Raw genomic sequence first — 14,493 nt, 5'->3', positions numbered from 1 at the left:
CCGCGGGATCGGATGATCCCGCGGCCCCCGCGGCCGTGCCGCACGGTCGGCCGGTCAGCGCCGGCTGCGGCGCACGCGCCACCAGATGCCCGCCGCGACGAGTGCCGCGCCGGCCGCGCCGACGATCAGTGTCGGCACCGGGTGCCGCGCACCCGCCTGGACGAAGCCGCGCGCCTGGCGCGGCACGCGCTGCTCGACGGCGTGCCCGGCGTGCGTCGCCCGGTCCTGCGCGAGGTGCCCGGCGTGCCCCGCCCGCTCCTGCACGGTGTGCCCGGCGCGCAGCGCCTGCTCCTGCACGGTGTGCCCCGCCCTGACCGCCCGTTCCTGCACGGTGTGCCCGGCCTGCGCGGCACTGCTGCGCAGCTGTACGGTCATCGCGCCCGCCTTGTCCCTGAGGTCGGCGGCACGGGCCCGGGCGCGGCCCTTCACGTCCGCCCTGGCGGCCAGTTCCTCCACGGTGCTGCCGAGTTGGCTCCTGGTGTGCTTGATCTGCTGCCGCAGCTCGTCGGGGCCTTTCGCGCCGCCCCCGCCGGGTCCGCTCCTGTTCGTCATCGGTGCGCCCTTTCCCTGATCTCCTCGACGTCCGCCTTGACGCTGCCGAGCGTCTCCTCGGGTGTGGGCGGCGCGGCGCGCTTCAGCTGGGCGCGCCCGGTCGCGGCGAGCACCGCGGCGACGGCGAAGAGCACCGCCGTGACGATGAGCGCCGCGGCCCACACGGGCAGCGTCAGCGAGAGGGCGGCGATGGCCGCGGCGGCCAGGCCCAGCAGACCGGCGTAGGCGACGGCGCCCGCCGCACCCAGCAGCCCGCCGCCGCGCCCGGCCCTCCGCCCCTTCTGTGCCAACTCCTCCTTGGCGAGGGCCACTTCCTGCCGCACGAGCCGGGAGAGCTGTTCGGTCGCCCGGCTGACGAGCTCGCCCACGGGGGGATGCTCGTCGGTTGTGGGCCGCACGTTCATGGTCCCGGTCACGGTGCTCCGCCTCCTCTCGGTCCGGAACGTTCCGAGTACCCCGGCCGGCGACTGTTATGGACGACTGCCAAGGGGGAACCGAGAGCGGATCTAGCCCTTCGGCCCTCCTCCGGCCCCGCGCTCGCCGAGGCGGGCCAGCTGGGTCTGGAACCAGTCGAGGCGGGCCTGCAACAGGGCGGCCTCCGCGACGAGTTCGGGCACGCCGAGCCCTTCGGGCCCGGCCGGGCCGCCGCCCGGTGCCGGGGCGGGCCCGCCCGCCACCACCCGCAGCCCGTCCCCGGCCAGCCGGGCGAAGGAGGCGAGCGAGACGGACGTACGGCCGCGCAGGCACAGCGGGCAGGAGGCGGTCAGGGCACGCCAGCCGGGCCTGCCCCAGCCGGCGTCGGCGAGCGCCGCCGGGGACGCGCCGCAGGCGCAGGGGCCGACGGTGGCCGTGCGCACCCGTTGCCGGGCGTAGCGGAAGCCGCGCTCGAAGCGGATGAAGGCGCCGAGGACGGAGACCTCCAGCAGGACCGCCGCCCGGTGCTCGGTGGTGGCGAGCAGCGCCTCCGCGGCCGTACGGTCGTGCACGCAGTGGAAGCCGCAGTCGCACAGCCGTGCGGGCGGGCGGTGCCGGCGTCCGTAGACGCAGGCCGCGTCGTCCAGGACGGCGTACGGCAGCGCGCCGCCGAGCGACACACCGGTGAACCCGGCCCGGGTGCCGTCCTGGGACAGCATCGGGTGGGCGATCTTGTATCCGGTCGGCGGCTCCGTCGGGCGTTCCGTGGGGAGCCGCAGTCTCATCGGGCGGCCGGGACCTCTTCGGGCACGGAGTCCTGCGGTTCGCGGATCTCCTCGGTGACGTCGAGTTCTTCCTCGTGGACGACCGGCTGTTCCTCAGCGACTCCGGTGGCCAGTGCCTTGCCGAGCTTCATGGCGCCTCCCATGACTGCCGTCGGTACCGTCCTGGCCATAGTGACCCATGAAGGGCCGAGTTGGACATAGGGCGAGGCAGGCACCGCGTCCTACATCGCAGTAACACTTACCAATACACCGTAAAAGAATTAAGTGGAGCTTCACCTTCGGCATGCCGAGACTACTCCCATGACGACCACCCCGTACCCCTCCCCGCAGCCCTCCCCCCGCCCTTTCGGCCGCATGCTCTGCGCGATGGTCACCCCCTTCACCCGGACCGGCGCGCTCGACCGGGAGGGCGCGGGGCGCCTGGCCGAGCGGCTGGTGGCGGAGGGCTGCGACGGCCTGGTCCTCAACGGCACGACGGGCGAGTCGCCGACCACGAGCGACGCCGAGAAGGCGGAGCTGATCAGGGCCGTCCGGGAGGCGGTCGGCGAGCGGGTGCCGATCGTGGCGGGCGTGGGCACCTCCGACACCCTGCACACCGTGGAGCTGGCCCTGGCGGCCGAGAAGGCGGGCGCGGACGGCGTGTTGGTGGTGACGCCGTACTACAGCAGGCCGCCGCAGGACGCGCTGGAGGCGCACTTCCGCCAGGTCGCCGATGCGAGCGGCCTGCCTGTGATGCTGTACGACATCCCGGGCCGCACCGGCACCCGCATCGAGCCCGAGACGATGATCCGGCTCGCGGACCACCCCGGGATCGTGGCGGTCAAGGACTGCTCGTACGACTTTCTCGGCACGCAGAAGGTGCTGGCCCGCACCGGCCTGGCCTACTACGCGGGCTGCGACGAGCACATCCTCGCCCTGTACGCGGTGGGCGCGGCGGGCTGCGTCAGCACGGTCGCGAACGTCGTCCCGCGCCGGATCGCGGAGATCCTGGACGCGTTCGAGGCGGGCGGCACCCCCGTGTCCGCCCGCCTCCAGCAACGCGCCACGCCCCTCATCGAGCTGATGACGGCGTCCGGCCTGCCCGGCACGGTCACCGCCAAGGGACTGCTGGACGCGCTGGGCCTGCCCGCCGGTCCGGTCCGCGCACCGCTGCGGCCCGCCGACCGCGAGACGGTCGGCAGGCTGCTGGCGGCATACGAGGCGTACCAGGCGTCCGAGGCGTACGCCTAGGACGTCAGCGGGTCGTGAACAGCGGTTCCCACCGTCCGCGGGTGTCGTCCTTGGGCGAGCGGAAGCCGCTGAGCGGGACGACCTTCTTGCTGCCGACGGTGACGAGGACCAGCCGCTGGTGGTACTCGTTGTGGTCGCCGCCGATCCCCCAGGCGATCAGCCGCTTGCCGTCCGCCCAGGCCAGCAGCTGCTGACCGGGCACCTTGGTGATCCGCTTGCCGGTGGCGGCGTCGTTGACCGCGGAGGCGATCTCCTTGCCCTCTCCGGCGAAGCCGCCCGCCACCAGCTTCCCGTCGGGCGAGATGCCGGCGTCGACCCACGGGTCCGCGTGCGCTTCGGCGGCCGGCGTGGCCACCTTGGTGCCGTCGAAGGCGTGGTACTGGGCGCCCGGGTTCATGGACAGGGGCTCCCAGAGGAGCTTTCCGTCGTGACTGAACTCCAGATCCGCGCGTGCGTTGAGTGACAGTCCAATTTTGTCCTTCCAGTACGGCAGTTTGTGCCACTGCCCCTCGCCCGAGGCGACGTCGATCAGGGTGAAGCCGGTCCGGCTGGGCACGGTCTGCGGTTCGATCGTGTCGTTGACCGGGATCCGCTTGCTCCAGAAGGCACGGTCGGGGTTCTTGGCGTAGGTGGTGGCGACCAGCTTGGTCCCGTCCGGTGAGAAGGCCAGCCCGCCCGCACCCTGCGGCACCGGGATCCAGCGCTCCACCTTGCCGGTGCTCAGATCCAGCAGCCCGACGCGTGAGACGGGCAGCTCGCGCTCCAGCACGGCGGCGAGTCGCGCGCCCGGGGCGACGGCCACGAACGACCACTGGTCGTACTTCTTGTACGTACGGCTCGCGGGATCCAGCAGCCAGTACGTCCGGGTGGTGATCTTGTCCTTGTCGGGCTGCCGCACCTGCTTCTGGGTGCTGTACCCGGCGACCACCGCGTTTCCCGCCGCGATCAGGTCACGCGGCGGCGACTGGTCGGCGTGGGCGACGACCGGGCCGACCACGTGCGCCGGGCGCGCGTCCCGCCCGTCGGAACCGTCCAGCAGCGGCACCCCCACGGCGATGGCGATCACGGTCGCGGCGGAGGCGGCGACCGTCACGACCGTGCGGGTCCGGCGGCGCCGGCGCAGCGCGAGCACCCGGTCGGCCAGGGCCGCGGGCGGCGGTTCCGTCTCCCCCGCCATCTCGCGCAGGGAGCCGCGCACGATGTCCTCGACGTTCACGGACGCACCTCCACGGGCGAGAAGTCACGGGACTGCGGCTGCTCGGCCTCCGCGGGGCCGAGCGCGGCCAGCTCGGGCGCGAGGACGCGGAGCCGGGCGAGGCTGCGGTGGGTGGTGGACCGTACGGTGCCCACGGAGCAGCCCAGCAGGCGGGCCACGTCGGCCTCGGGCAGGTCCTCGAAGTAGCGGAGCACCAGCACGGTGCGCTGGCGGGCGGTGAGCCGGGACAGGGCCGCGCGCAGGACGAGCCGCAGCTCGGCGGCGTTCGAGGCGTCCGGAGCGGCGGGAGTCTCCGGCGGCTCGGCGACGCTGAGCTCCCGCCGGCGCCACTTCAGCCGCCAGCGGCTGATCTGCTGCCGGTAGAGGATCTGCCGGACATAGGCCTCGGGTTCGTCGATCCGCTGCCACCGCCCCGCCGCCTTGACCAGCGAGTTCTGCAGCAGGTCCTCGGCGGCGTGCCGGTCCCCGCCGGTCAGCAGGACGGCTGTCCTCAGCAGCGCGGACGACCGGTTCGCCACGAACTCCCGGAAGCGTTCCTCCGCTTCGGCATCCATCGTCACCTTCTCTTTCCCCCTGGGCGGACCCTGCGCCCGGCCCCTCTCTCCCTTGTGACGCGGCCTGCCGCCCGCCGCTATGCCTGTCCGCCGCGGACATAATCTCTGTCGGTCCACCGCGTCCGGTGCCGTACGTTGTCCCCGTGAGCCGCCCTTTGCTGTACCTGGACGTCGACTTTACCGACCGCGGGTGGTGCCGCCCGTGATGTCCGTCTGGGCCTGTGACTTGGGCGTCACGTGCTCGTTTACCGACCGGGAGCGTGACGTCAGTCATGTTCCGGAGTCGGTACGGAGGACAAGTGGTACGGCACGTGGTGATCGGGGACTTGAGGGTCCAGCGGATCGATCGGAAGGACGGGCGGAGGTCATGGACGATCGTCTGGCCCGAGGGCACGCTGCACACGGAGGCGGACCAGTTCCTGCGTGAGCACGAGGGTTCGGGCACGCAGAAGACCTACGCGTACTACCTGGTGGACCACCTGCGGTGGCTGGAGCGAGAGTGCCTGGCCTTCGGCACGGTCCAACTGCGAGACCTGGAACGGTACATGGGGATCGTCGGTGCCGAGGTCCGCATGCCGCTCGGGGAACCGTGGCGGGTTGGTAAGCGCCCCTACGGCCGTTCTGCGCTGTCGACCGCGGCGGCCTGTTTGAAGGGCTTCTACCTTCATCAAGCCTCCCTCGGCATCAACGGTGAGCTCGGCAAGAAGCTCGACAGGTCCCGGCTGCCGTCGCGGGTGGACCGCCGTCGCTCGTTCCTCGGTCACGTGAAGTCGCCGCTGCCAACGAATCCGCTGGCACCGAAGGGGCCGCACCGTCGGCACCCGAAGATGCTGCCGGACGGGGCGAGGGAGAGGCTGCTGGAGACGGTGAACGCCGCCCGGGACCGGCTGGTCGTGGACTGGCTCGCCGACGGGGGCCTGCGGATCGGCGAGCTGTGTGGGCTGCACCTGGTCGATCTGCACCTGCGGGAGAACGCTGCCTGCGGCGAGTGCCGCACCCCGCATCTGCACGTCTGCCACCGGCCCGGCAACCCGAACGGGGCCGAGGCCAAGACCAAGCACCCGTGGCAGATCGTGCGCGGGACGGTCACCGGCGGGCTGATCAAGCGGGTCAGCCCGGCGATGGTGCACTCCTACTTCGAGTACATCACCACCGAGTACCCGCGCGGCGCTCGGCACGGCATGCTCCTCGTCCAGCTGCACGGTGCCGATGAGGGCCGGCCGTGGGCACCGGTCGGAGCCCGGCGGATGCTCGGCCGGGCCGGGGAACGCGCTGGGCTGGGGCTGGTGAAACCACATGCCTTCCGGCACACCTTCGCCTCGGCGGTTCTCGATGCCGCGGGCGGCAACACCCTGATCGCCCGGGACGCGGGCGGCTGGGCCTCGGCCGCGATGGTCGACGAGGTCTACGGGCACGTCGACATCCACGATCCGGTCTTCGATGCCGCTCTGCGCACGGTCTGGGGTGAGGGCCGGTGAAGCGCCGGGACGCGTTTCTGCTGCCCTTGCTGGCCACGCACCAGAACCAGAAGCGAATCGGCAGGGATCGCCTGGAGATCCTCACCGCGCTGACAAGCGCGCCCTCCTTCGACCCTCTGTTCCGCGACGACATCGTCCAGATCCCGCCAGGGCACCAGACCTACCGGTGGTTCTGCCGGGTCACCGACTGCCAGCGCGCCGTCGGCCTCGGTGACTTCTGCCATGCCCATCGCCAGGAGTGGCTCATGGCCGCGAAAGAAGGTGTCAGCAGGTCAGCCTTCCTCAGCGCTGCTGAGCCGTTGAGCCAGACAACCGAGCATGACGGGAATCTGGCCTGTCTGATCTGCCCCGGGCGACCCGCGCGGGCGGGCCAGTACCGTCTCTGCAGATATCACCTCCAGAAATGGAGCCGGACGCGAACGGGCCAGGAATCCACACCCGACTTCGATGAGTGGGCTGCCGGGCAAAGCCCCACTTCGGGGTTCGGGACCTGCACGGTGCTGGTCTGTTCTCTGCTGGCGGAGTCGCCGCTGGGACTGTGCCAGCGACACGCTCACGCCTACCGGAGGGCGGGTTCTCCCGGCGGGGCGTCCATTCCGGGCGGATCGTGGAAGGACGGCCGAGCCGCTGTCAGCTACATCGACCGCATGCAGTTCCGGGCATGGCGCGATAAGGAGATCGCCGTCTCCGTGCCCGCTCAGCTGAACTTGCGCGGCCTGAGGCCCCTGCCGCGAGCAGAGATGCAGTGGGGGCTGTTCACGCACACGCAGCGGTCACGTCCGGCCCGCTGGGATGTCACCGCGCTCCGCATGGTGGTGAACGCCTGCCGCGAGCAGGACGCGACCTCGATCGTCGATCTGGACCTTGCTTGCCTGTCCAAGACCGCCAACGGGATCGCGAAAGAGATCCTCCACGAGTTGCGCCTGGTCTATTTCACACCCGAGGAGGCCAAAGAGGCCGGATTCCTCGAAACGAGGCACTTCGGCATCAGCTACGAGAACCGGCTCGGGCACGTCAGCCTCACGGCGATCTCTCAACGATGGCTACGGGACATCACATGGGACTACTTCGCCGAACTCCTGCGCTCGCCGCGCTGCCCCAACAGCGCCCACACGCTTGACCATATTCGTCGAGCGATGACCGAGTTGAGCGCCTTCATCGAGGTCGACGCCCCCGGCGGGGGCATCGACCCCGCAGTCCTGACGAAGGAACACGCCGACCGCTTCGTCGCAGATCAGCGACATCGCGAGCGCCATGCACTCCCGTCTCTGGCCACGGTCCGCGTCGACGGGAAGCCGAGCACCGTCACGACCGGCACGCGATCGGTGGTCTTCAACCACACCCGCAAGATCCTCCGCAAGGCGATGGACGATGGCGTGACCGACGCCATCGGCCTGGCCAGGGAGTTCGTCATCGCTTTGCCGAACGCCGGCGGCACCGCTTATCAGAAGCGACGACGCCCCTTCGCCGACGAGGTGGCCCGCGCACTGGCCGACGAACACAATCTCGCCGAGTTCACACGCGTCCACGATCCGGATGACGAGGGCGCCCGGGACATCTGGGAGATCGTCGTGGTCACCGGACGACGGCTGGGGGAAGTCACCGAGCTCCGCTGGAACTGCATCGGCCGGCTCAGCGGGCTCGCGATGCTCTGGCATGACCAGACCAAGGTCGGCAACTACGACGCGGCCATCCGTATCCCCGAGTCGCTCTTCGAGCGCATCGCCGACCGGCAGCGCAAGACGCTCACCCGGTTCGCCGACGATCACGGCTACACCCCCGCGGGCAAAGAACGCGACGGGCTCGCGCTGTTCCCCACCAACTACCGCAGCACCGACGGGACGATCGCGCTTAGCAGGCCGTGGTTCTACAGCCGCTTCCGGCCCTGGGTCGACGCCATGGACATCGGCCACTGCGTCCCTCACCAGGCCCGCCACACCCTGGCCACGAGCCTCCTGCGCCAAGGCGCGACCCTCACCCACATCCGCCGCTACCTCGGACACGTCTCGGACCGGATGGCCGAGCACTACGTCCACCTCTCCAACACCGATCTGGAGAACGTGCTCCAGCATGTCTGGGTCGCCGGCCCCGGCACCACCACCCCCGGAGAACTCCTCGCGGGGGACTCGGCCGAGGCACTCACCAAGGAGCACGCCCTGGCCATCGCCGTCGACCTCGCCCGCCGCAGCACCCCCGCCGAAGGCGGCTTCTGCACTTTCCAGCCTGTCGTCGACGGCGGCGCCTGCCCCTGGAACCTCGACTGCCACAACTGTGACAAGTTCGTCCTCTCCGGCGCGGACCTTCTCTACTGGCGACGCAAGCGCGAGCAGTGGCGGCTGCTGGCCGAAGGCGCCCCGGACGACGCCACCGCCGACTACCTCCACCGCTACTTCGAGCCCACCGCCCGCGCCATCGACGGCCTGGAGAAGGCCCTGGCAGGACTCGGCCTTCTCGGCGACGCCCTCGCCCTGGACCTGCGCAAACCCCAGGACTACTTCCACCGCGTCTGGTCCACCGCCTTCCGCGCCGCCGACCTCGCCGACACAGGCAGCGCCCAGGAGGGCAAGTACAGCGATACGTGCACAACCGACGGCGACGATCTCGAACAGGACATCGCATGAAGACCGCTGCCATTCCAGAACCCCGCACGGCCGCTGCCCTGGCTGCCCGCCGCCACAAGACCGAGACCGCCCTGAAGCGGGTCCGCGAAGCCATCACCCGCCTCCAGCGCGAGAAAGCCCAGGTCAGCGTCGCTGCCGTCGCCCGTCGCGCGGACGTCTCGCGCACCTTCCTCTACGACAACGCCGAGGCCCGAGCCGCGGTCGCCAACGCGATGGCCGAGGCGGGAGACCGGCGGACCCAGTTGCTCGCCGACCAGGACGACGAGCGCGAGGCGACCTGGCGCGAACGTGCCCTGAACGCCGAGGAAGGCCTCAAGACCGCCCAGGCCGAGATCCTCACCCAGCGGACCCGCATCGGCGAACTCCTCGGCCAGATCCGGGACTTGGAAGCCGAGTGGACCGAGGAGGCCATCCAGCGGATCACCACCGAGAACACCACCCTCAAGCAACGCGTCCGCCAGCTCACGACCGACAACCGCACCCTCGACGAGCGCCTCAAAGCCGCCCGCTCCAACCTCCGCTTCCAGGACCGACGCGTCGCCGATCTCGAAGCACAGATCGCCAGCCCGGGACCAGGCACGTGACCCCGTGCCTCTGACCACCTCATGACCAGGCAACCATCCTGGTGACACCCATCGGCGAAGTCCGGTTGCGCCCCAAATACTCCAGGGAAAAGGGCAGCCCTGCCCCACGCCTGGCAGGATCGCCTCCCATGAGTTCTGGACGATGGAGCACCCACACGATCGAGATGGGCACCGACAGCGTGATCAAGCGCTTCCGGAACACGGATCGCGAGCGGTGCGAGCGCGAGTGGCGTGCCCTGAGCGAAGGGGTGGGCGAAAGGGCGGGCCAAGGAGCTGCCGGCGGGGGGCGCCGCCCCGTCACCGGTGCCCGAGGGGGCCACGGCACCGCGGCCGGCGCCCACCGACGCCGTCCGCCGGCGCGTCGGGCTCGCGCAGGCCGCGACGCTGTCCGCGCTCGTCGCCGGGACACCGGTGCCGGAGGGCTTCGACCGGGCGCGGATGCGGGTGCAGGCCCGGGCGCTCGCGGCGAAGCGGGCCGATGTGGTGGCGAAGGTGGCGCCCGAGCTGCCGGAGATCCTCGGGGAGGGGTACCGGGCCGCGTTCCTCGACTATGCCCAGGGGCAGCCGATGACCGGGGGCTACCGGCAGGACGCGCTGGACTTCGCGGGGCACCTGCTGTTCACCGGGCGGTGCGCGGACGGCGGAGCGCGGCGGGCGCTGCGGGAGTGGTGGCTGGAGCGGTCGGGGCCGGTGCCGCGGTCGGGCCGGCCGGTGGTGCGGGCCGCCCGCGCGGCGCGGCGGGTGCTGCTGCGACGGGGGTGACGGCCGCGGTGTTACCCGGTTCACGTCCGAATTGGCGCCATTTACTGCCTTATGCGGTACGGCAGTTGGACGAGAGCCGCAGTAATATGCCAATTCCGCACCCCAGGACTCACGGGCGTGCGGTGCCGCAACAGGAGGCGCCATGCGACGGCGACGCCCCGCCAAGGGCCGAGGCATATTCAGCGGCACCGGGATCATCATCTCGGGCCTGGCCGCGACGTTCGTGGCGCTGGCCTTCCCGATCTGGTCGTACACCGACCGGCCGGACACGACCGGCGCGGACGTGCTGAGCGCGGACACGACCCTGACGCTGTACGGCCCGCTGTCCGCACAGGACCGGGACTTCATCACGAAGGTCCGGCTGGCCGGGCTGTGGGAGCTGCCCGCCGGTCAGCTGGCGGAGGAGAAGGGCACCACCCCGGCCGTGCGGACGGCCGGAAAGCACCTGGTCGACGGCCACACCTTCCTGGACCAGCGCGTCCGGGACGTCGCCGCCAAGATGAACCTCGGGCTGCCCGACGAGCCCACCGGCCAGCAGAAGCAGTGGCTCACCACCCTGAAGTCGGCGCGGGGCGAGGACTTCGACCGCCAGTTCGCCAACATCGTGCGGCTCGCGCACGGCAGGGTGTTCTCGCTGGTCGCCCAGGTACGCGCGGCCACGCAGAACTCGCTGGTGCGCGGCCTCGCCGACGACGCCAACACGACCGTCCTGGACCACATCAAGGTCCTGGAGGCCACCGGGTACGTGGACTTCGCCGCGCTGGCCCGTGACCTCGCCGCGAGCGGCACGCCCACTCCCCCGGGCTCCGCCCTGCCGAGCGCGGGCACCGGCTCCCCGATCCCGGTCACGCCGTCACCGGCCCCGACCTACTCGCTCCCGCCCGCCGCGTCGAGCCCGCTGCCGTCGCACGGCTCCTGACCTGCGAGACAAACGGAACGTCACATACCGGGAACACTGTGTCCGGATGGTGAACAGGGCATGGAGTTTCCCAGACCTCTGGCATAGAAACTTGTCATGTTCTGGGTACTCCTTCTGCTGCTGGCCTGGGCCGTCGCCGGCACGGCCTGCACCCGGCTGTGCCTGGCCGCCGTACGCGCGGCGACCACCGAGAGGCAGGACGCGATCACGGGCCGGGAGCACGATCTGACGCTGTACGAGGCGGCGTTCCTGTCCGGCGGGCCCGCGCGGGTCGCCGATCTGACCATGGTCTCCATGGCCCGGCAGCGGCGACTGCTGCTCGCGCACACCGGCTGGGCGACCGTCGTCGACCCGCGCGGCCGGGACGAGATGGAGCGGTCGGTGATAGGCGCCATCGGCCCGGAGGGGCAGTCCCGCATAGAGCCGGCACGGTCCCGGGCGGCGGGCGCCGACGCGGTGCGCAGCCTCGCCGACGACCTGGTGCGCGCGGGGCTCGCGGTGCCCGCCGGGGCGCGTACGACCGTCGCGGCCGGCGTCCGCCAGGTGCGGGCCGCCGCGCTCGCCGTCCTCGCGCTGGGCGCGGCCGCGCTGCTGACGCCCGCGGAGACCGAGATGCCGCGCGACCTGGTCGCCCTGTGGTTCGCGCTGCCCCTCACCCTCACCCTGAGCTGCCTGGCCATGGCGCGGGTCGAGGTGCATCCGTACTCACCCTGGGCCTCGCCGGCCGGGCAGCGGCTGCTCGGCGCGCTGAACCGGCGGGCGCCCGGCACGGGCGACGACCGGAGCTACCTCACCTCCGTCGCGGTACGCGGCATCCGCGCGATCGGCGAACCGGAACTGCGCGCGGCCTTCGCGCACCGCGACCAGCCCTGGCGGGAGTGAGGCCCCAGGGGGCGCATAGGGGGCATTGGGGCCGACACCGGCCGGGCGGTGCTTGCCTTCGTCGACGACCGAACGAAATATCCCTTTTGCCGTGGCGGTGCGCCGCCACCCCCACCGAAGGGATACGCGATGAGAGCCGCCGCCCTCTACTCGGCCGCCGGGTCCTTGCTCCTGACCACCCTCGCCGCCGCACCCGCCGGCGGCGCACCCCACGCCCCGGACACGACGGCGGAACAGCGCGGCACCGCGGTGGCCGCCGCCCGCGCGCTTGCGGCCGGCATCGACTTCGGCAAGTGCTCCGCCGGCCAGGAGGCGACGGACGCCATGGAGTGCGGCACGGTGACCGTCCCGCTGGACTACGCGCACCCCGACGGCAAGCAGATCAGGCTGACCGTCAGCCGGGCGCAGGCGACCCACAAGGACCCGCACAACAGCAAGCGCAAGGTGCCCCGCCAGGGCGCCCTCGTCTTCAACCCGGGCGGCCCGGGCGCCTCCGGCATGTACTTCCCGGTGATCGGCCTGCTGCCCGAGTGGAAGCGCGTCGCCGCCGCCTACGACCTCGTCGGCTACGCCCCGCGCGGGGTGGGCCGCTCGGCACCGCTGTCCTGCCAGGACCCGGGGCAGCTCCTCGCCGGGCCCGCGCAGGCGCCGACGCACCCCTCGACGGCGTACAAGAAGCAGCGCATCGCCGGGGCGAAGGCGTACGCGCGGGGCTGCGCCCTGCGGGCCGGAAGCGCGCTGCGGTACTACAACTCCCTGAACAACGCCCGCGACCTGGACGTGCTGCGCGCCGCGCTGGGCGAGGAGAAGCTGACGTTCATGGGCGCGTCGTACGGCACCTACTTCGGGGCGCTGTACGCCACGCTGTTCCCCTCGCACGTGCGCCGGATGGTGCTGGACGCGCCGGTGAACCCGGACCCCGCGCAGATCTGGTACCGCGACAACCTCGGTCAGTCCGCCGCGTTCGAGGACCGCTGGGCGGACTTCCGGGAGTGGATCGCCCGGCACGACGACGTGTACGGCCTCGGCGACACGGCCGAGAAGGTGCGCCGCAGCTACGAGACGGCACGGACGCGGCTGGCCGCCGCACCGGCGGGCGGGAAGGTCGGCCCCGGGCAGCTTCAGGGCGCGTTCCTGTCCGCCGGGTACTACGACGACTTCTGGCCGAGCCGGGCCGGGGCGCTGTCGGCGTATCTGAAGGGCGATCCGAAACCGCTGGTCAAGCTGGCCACGCCGGGCGCCGGGACGGCCGCGGAGACGGAGAACCTGAACGCGGTCTACACCGCCGTCGAGTGCAACGACGCGCCCTGGCCGACGGACTGGGCGGTGTGGGACCGCGACAACACCCGGCTCGCGCGCGTGGCGCCCTTCGAGACCTGGGAGAACGTCTGGATGAACCTGCCGTGCGCCTACTGGCCGGCGCCCCGGCAACGGCCCGTCGACGTCCGGACCGGCCCGGGTGAGCTGCCGCCCACACTGATCCTGGCCGCCGAACGGGACGCCGCCGCGCCCTACGACGGGGCGCTGGAGATGCGCCGGCGGCTGGCCGGCTCGGTGCTGGTGACCGAGCGGGACGCCGGTACGCACGGCATCGCGGGCGGGCCGAACGCCTGCGTCAACGCCCACGTCGAGGCCTACCTGCTCGCGGGCCGCCTCCCGGTGCGGCACGCGTCCTGCGCACCGCACCCGGAGCCGAAGCCGGGCACCCCCCGCAGGCAGGCCCTGAGGGACCAGCTGAAGGGCAAGACCGGCCGCCTCTGATCAGGCCAGGCCCGCGACCAGCTCGCCGATCTCCTTGCGACGCCCGGTGAAGAACGGGACTTCCTCGCGGACGTGCATGCGGGCCTCGGAGCCGCGGAGGTGGCGCATGAGGTCGACGATGCGGTACAGCTCGTCGGCCTCGAAGGCCAGGACCCACTCGTAGTCGCCGAGCGAGAACGACGCGACCGTGTTGGCGCGCACGTCCGGGTAGCCGCGGGCCATCTTGCCGTGGTCGGCGAGCATGCGGCGGCGGTCCTCGTCGGGCAGCAGGTACCAGTCGTAGGACCGCACGAACGGGTAGACGCTGACGTAGTTGCGCGGCGTCTCGTCGGCGAGGAACGCCGGGATGTGCGACCGGTTGAACTCGGCCGGGCGGTGCAGCGCCATGTTCGACCAGACCGGCTCGAGGGCACGGCCCAGCTTCGTGCGGCGGAAGAGGTTGTACGCCTCCTGGAGCTGGTCGCTGGTCTCGGCGTGCCACCAGATCATGAGGTCGGCGTCGGCGCGCAGCCCGGAGAGGTCGTACGTGCCGCGGATGGTCACGTCCTTCGCGGCGAGCTGGTCGAACAGCTCCTGGACCTCGTCGGCGTAGCCCGCGCGGTCCTCGGGCAGTACGTCCTTCAGCTTGAAGACGGACCACAGGGTGTAGCGGATGACCTCGTTGAGGTCCTTGGCCAGCTTGCCCTTGTTCGGGATCCGCTCGGCGGCGGTGGTGGGGGCGTCGTCACTCATGCC

At 71.7% G+C, this 14,493-nt stretch carries 14 protein-coding genes and 1 pseudogene; 8 read left to right on the top strand and 7 right to left on the bottom strand.

Going from position 1 to position 14,493, the window contains the following annotated elements:
• Positions 1-54: 54 nt before the first annotated feature.
• The 4 genes from ACH45E_RS25995 to ACH45E_RS25980 form a co-directional block, all read right to left on the bottom strand.
• Positions 55-552, bottom strand: a complete 498-nt coding sequence (locus ACH45E_RS25995; RefSeq protein ID WP_361440092.1) for a DUF3618 domain-containing protein — start codon at positions 550-552, stop codon at positions 55-57.
• Positions 549-968, bottom strand: coding sequence for a phage holin family protein (locus ACH45E_RS25990; protein ID WP_361440089.1), 420 nt, complete (start codon positions 966-968; stop codon positions 549-551). The genes ACH45E_RS25995 and ACH45E_RS25990 overlap by 4 nt, the downstream gene beginning before the upstream one ends.
• A gap of 90 nt (positions 969-1,058) precedes the next feature.
• Positions 1,059-1,751 carry a hypothetical protein gene (locus ACH45E_RS25985; protein WP_361440086.1) on the bottom strand — a complete coding sequence of 231 codons (693 nt, stop codon included), beginning with the start codon at positions 1,749-1,751 and terminating at the stop codon, positions 1,059-1,061.
• On the bottom strand, positions 1,748-1,882 hold the full coding sequence (locus tag ACH45E_RS25980; RefSeq protein ID WP_361440083.1) for a hypothetical protein: 135 nt from the start codon (positions 1,880-1,882) through the stop codon (positions 1,748-1,750). The genes ACH45E_RS25985 and ACH45E_RS25980 overlap by 4 nt, the downstream gene beginning before the upstream one ends.
• 169 nt (positions 1,883-2,051) lie before the next feature.
• Between ACH45E_RS25980 and dapA the strand changes: the two genes are divergently transcribed.
• The gene (dapA, locus tag ACH45E_RS25975; protein ID WP_361440080.1) at positions 2,052-2,981 is read left to right on the top strand and encodes a 4-hydroxy-tetrahydrodipicolinate synthase; all 930 of its coding nucleotides are present in this window, start codon (positions 2,052-2,054) and stop codon (positions 2,979-2,981) included.
• Between the two features lie 4 nt (positions 2,982-2,985).
• Here the strand turns inward: dapA and ACH45E_RS25970 are convergent, their stop codons facing one another.
• Both ACH45E_RS25970 and ACH45E_RS25965 read right to left on the bottom strand, forming a co-directional pair.
• Positions 2,986-4,197: a hypothetical protein gene (locus tag ACH45E_RS25970; protein WP_361440077.1), complete on the bottom strand. Its 1,212-nt coding sequence runs from the start codon at positions 4,195-4,197 to the stop codon at positions 2,986-2,988.
• Complete coding sequence (locus tag ACH45E_RS25965; RefSeq protein ID WP_361440074.1) at positions 4,194-4,751, bottom strand: SigE family RNA polymerase sigma factor; 558 nt, start codon at positions 4,749-4,751, stop codon at positions 4,194-4,196. The genes ACH45E_RS25970 and ACH45E_RS25965 overlap by 4 nt, the downstream gene beginning before the upstream one ends.
• A gap of 299 nt (positions 4,752-5,050) precedes the next feature.
• On the opposite strand from ACH45E_RS25965, the gene ACH45E_RS25960 reads away from it, so the two are divergent.
• The 7 genes and pseudogenes from ACH45E_RS25960 to ACH45E_RS25930 all read left to right on the top strand — a co-directional run bounded on the left by ACH45E_RS25960 (position 5,051) and on the right by ACH45E_RS25930 (position 13,758).
• Entirely contained in the window at positions 5,051-6,229 is a 1,179-nt protein-coding gene (locus tag ACH45E_RS25960; RefSeq protein ID WP_361440071.1) for a tyrosine-type recombinase/integrase, read from the top strand.
• Between the two features lie 689 nt (positions 6,230-6,918).
• Positions 6,919-8,850 carry a site-specific integrase gene (locus tag ACH45E_RS25955; RefSeq protein ID WP_361440068.1) on the top strand — a complete coding sequence of 644 codons (1,932 nt, stop codon included), beginning with the start codon at positions 6,919-6,921 and terminating at the stop codon, positions 8,848-8,850.
• Positions 8,847-9,434, top strand: a complete 588-nt coding sequence (locus tag ACH45E_RS25950) for a DUF6262 family protein (RefSeq protein WP_361440065.1) — start codon at positions 8,847-8,849, stop codon at positions 9,432-9,434. Before ACH45E_RS25955 ends, ACH45E_RS25950 begins: the two co-directional genes overlap by 4 nt.
• A gap of 255 nt (positions 9,435-9,689) precedes the next feature.
• A pseudogene (locus ACH45E_RS25945) lies at positions 9,690-10,196 on the top strand (endonuclease); the annotation flags it as partial.
• Between the two features lie 142 nt (positions 10,197-10,338).
• The gene (locus tag ACH45E_RS25940; RefSeq protein WP_361440062.1) at positions 10,339-11,115 is read left to right on the top strand and encodes a DUF4142 domain-containing protein; all 777 of its coding nucleotides are present in this window, start codon (positions 10,339-10,341) and stop codon (positions 11,113-11,115) included.
• Positions 11,116-11,211: 96 nt separating this feature from the next.
• Entirely contained in the window at positions 11,212-11,997 is a 786-nt protein-coding gene (locus ACH45E_RS25935; RefSeq protein ID WP_361440059.1) for a TIGR04222 domain-containing membrane protein, read from the top strand.
• A 129-nt stretch (positions 11,998-12,126) separates the two neighbouring features.
• Positions 12,127-13,758 carry an alpha/beta hydrolase gene (locus ACH45E_RS25930; protein WP_361440056.1) on the top strand — a complete coding sequence of 544 codons (1,632 nt, stop codon included), beginning with the start codon at positions 12,127-12,129 and terminating at the stop codon, positions 13,756-13,758.
• Here the strand turns inward: ACH45E_RS25930 and hemQ are convergent, their stop codons facing one another.
• Positions 13,759-14,490, bottom strand: coding sequence for a hydrogen peroxide-dependent heme synthase (gene hemQ, locus ACH45E_RS25925; protein WP_361440053.1), 732 nt, complete (start codon positions 14,488-14,490; stop codon positions 13,759-13,761).
• Positions 14,491-14,493 lie beyond the last annotated feature (3 nt).

The organism is Streptomyces sp. NPDC020299, from assembly GCF_044387825.1.
Classification (GTDB): domain Bacteria; phylum Actinomycetota; class Actinomycetes; order Streptomycetales; family Streptomycetaceae; genus Streptomyces.
The sequence above is the reverse complement of the archived record's forward strand: the minus strand, read 5'-3'. Positions and strand labels throughout refer to the sequence as shown.

What these genes read in the sequence shown, in the direction of transcription:
- ACH45E_RS25950 (WP_361440065.1), top strand. Translation starts at nt 8,847, where the DNA reads ATGAAGACCGCTGCCATTCCAGAACCCCGCACGGCCGCTGCCCTGGCT.
- ACH45E_RS25940 (WP_361440062.1), top strand. Translation starts at nt 10,339, where the DNA reads ATGCGACGGCGACGCCCCGCCAAGGGCCGAGGCATATTCAGCGGCACC.
- dapA (WP_361440080.1), top strand. Translation starts at nt 2,052, where the DNA reads ATGACGACCACCCCGTACCCCTCCCCGCAGCCCTCCCCCCGCCCTTTC.
- ACH45E_RS25985 (WP_361440086.1), bottom strand. Translation starts at nt 1,751, where the DNA reads ATGAGACTGCGGCTCCCCACGGAACGCCCGACGGAGCCGCCGACCGGA.
- ACH45E_RS25965 (WP_361440074.1), bottom strand. Translation starts at nt 4,751, where the DNA reads ATGGATGCCGAAGCGGAGGAACGCTTCCGGGAGTTCGTGGCGAACCGG.
- ACH45E_RS25930 (WP_361440056.1), top strand. Translation starts at nt 12,127, where the DNA reads ATGAGAGCCGCCGCCCTCTACTCGGCCGCCGGGTCCTTGCTCCTGACC.
- ACH45E_RS25980 (WP_361440083.1), bottom strand. Translation starts at nt 1,882, where the DNA reads ATGAAGCTCGGCAAGGCACTGGCCACCGGAGTCGCTGAGGAACAGCCG.
- ACH45E_RS25995 (WP_361440092.1), bottom strand. Translation starts at nt 552, where the DNA reads ATGACGAACAGGAGCGGACCCGGCGGGGGCGGCGCGAAAGGCCCCGAC.
- ACH45E_RS25935 (WP_361440059.1), top strand. Translation starts at nt 11,212, where the DNA reads ATGTTCTGGGTACTCCTTCTGCTGCTGGCCTGGGCCGTCGCCGGCACG.
- hemQ (WP_361440053.1), bottom strand. Translation starts at nt 14,490, where the DNA reads ATGAGTGACGACGCCCCCACCACCGCCGCCGAGCGGATCCCGAACAAG.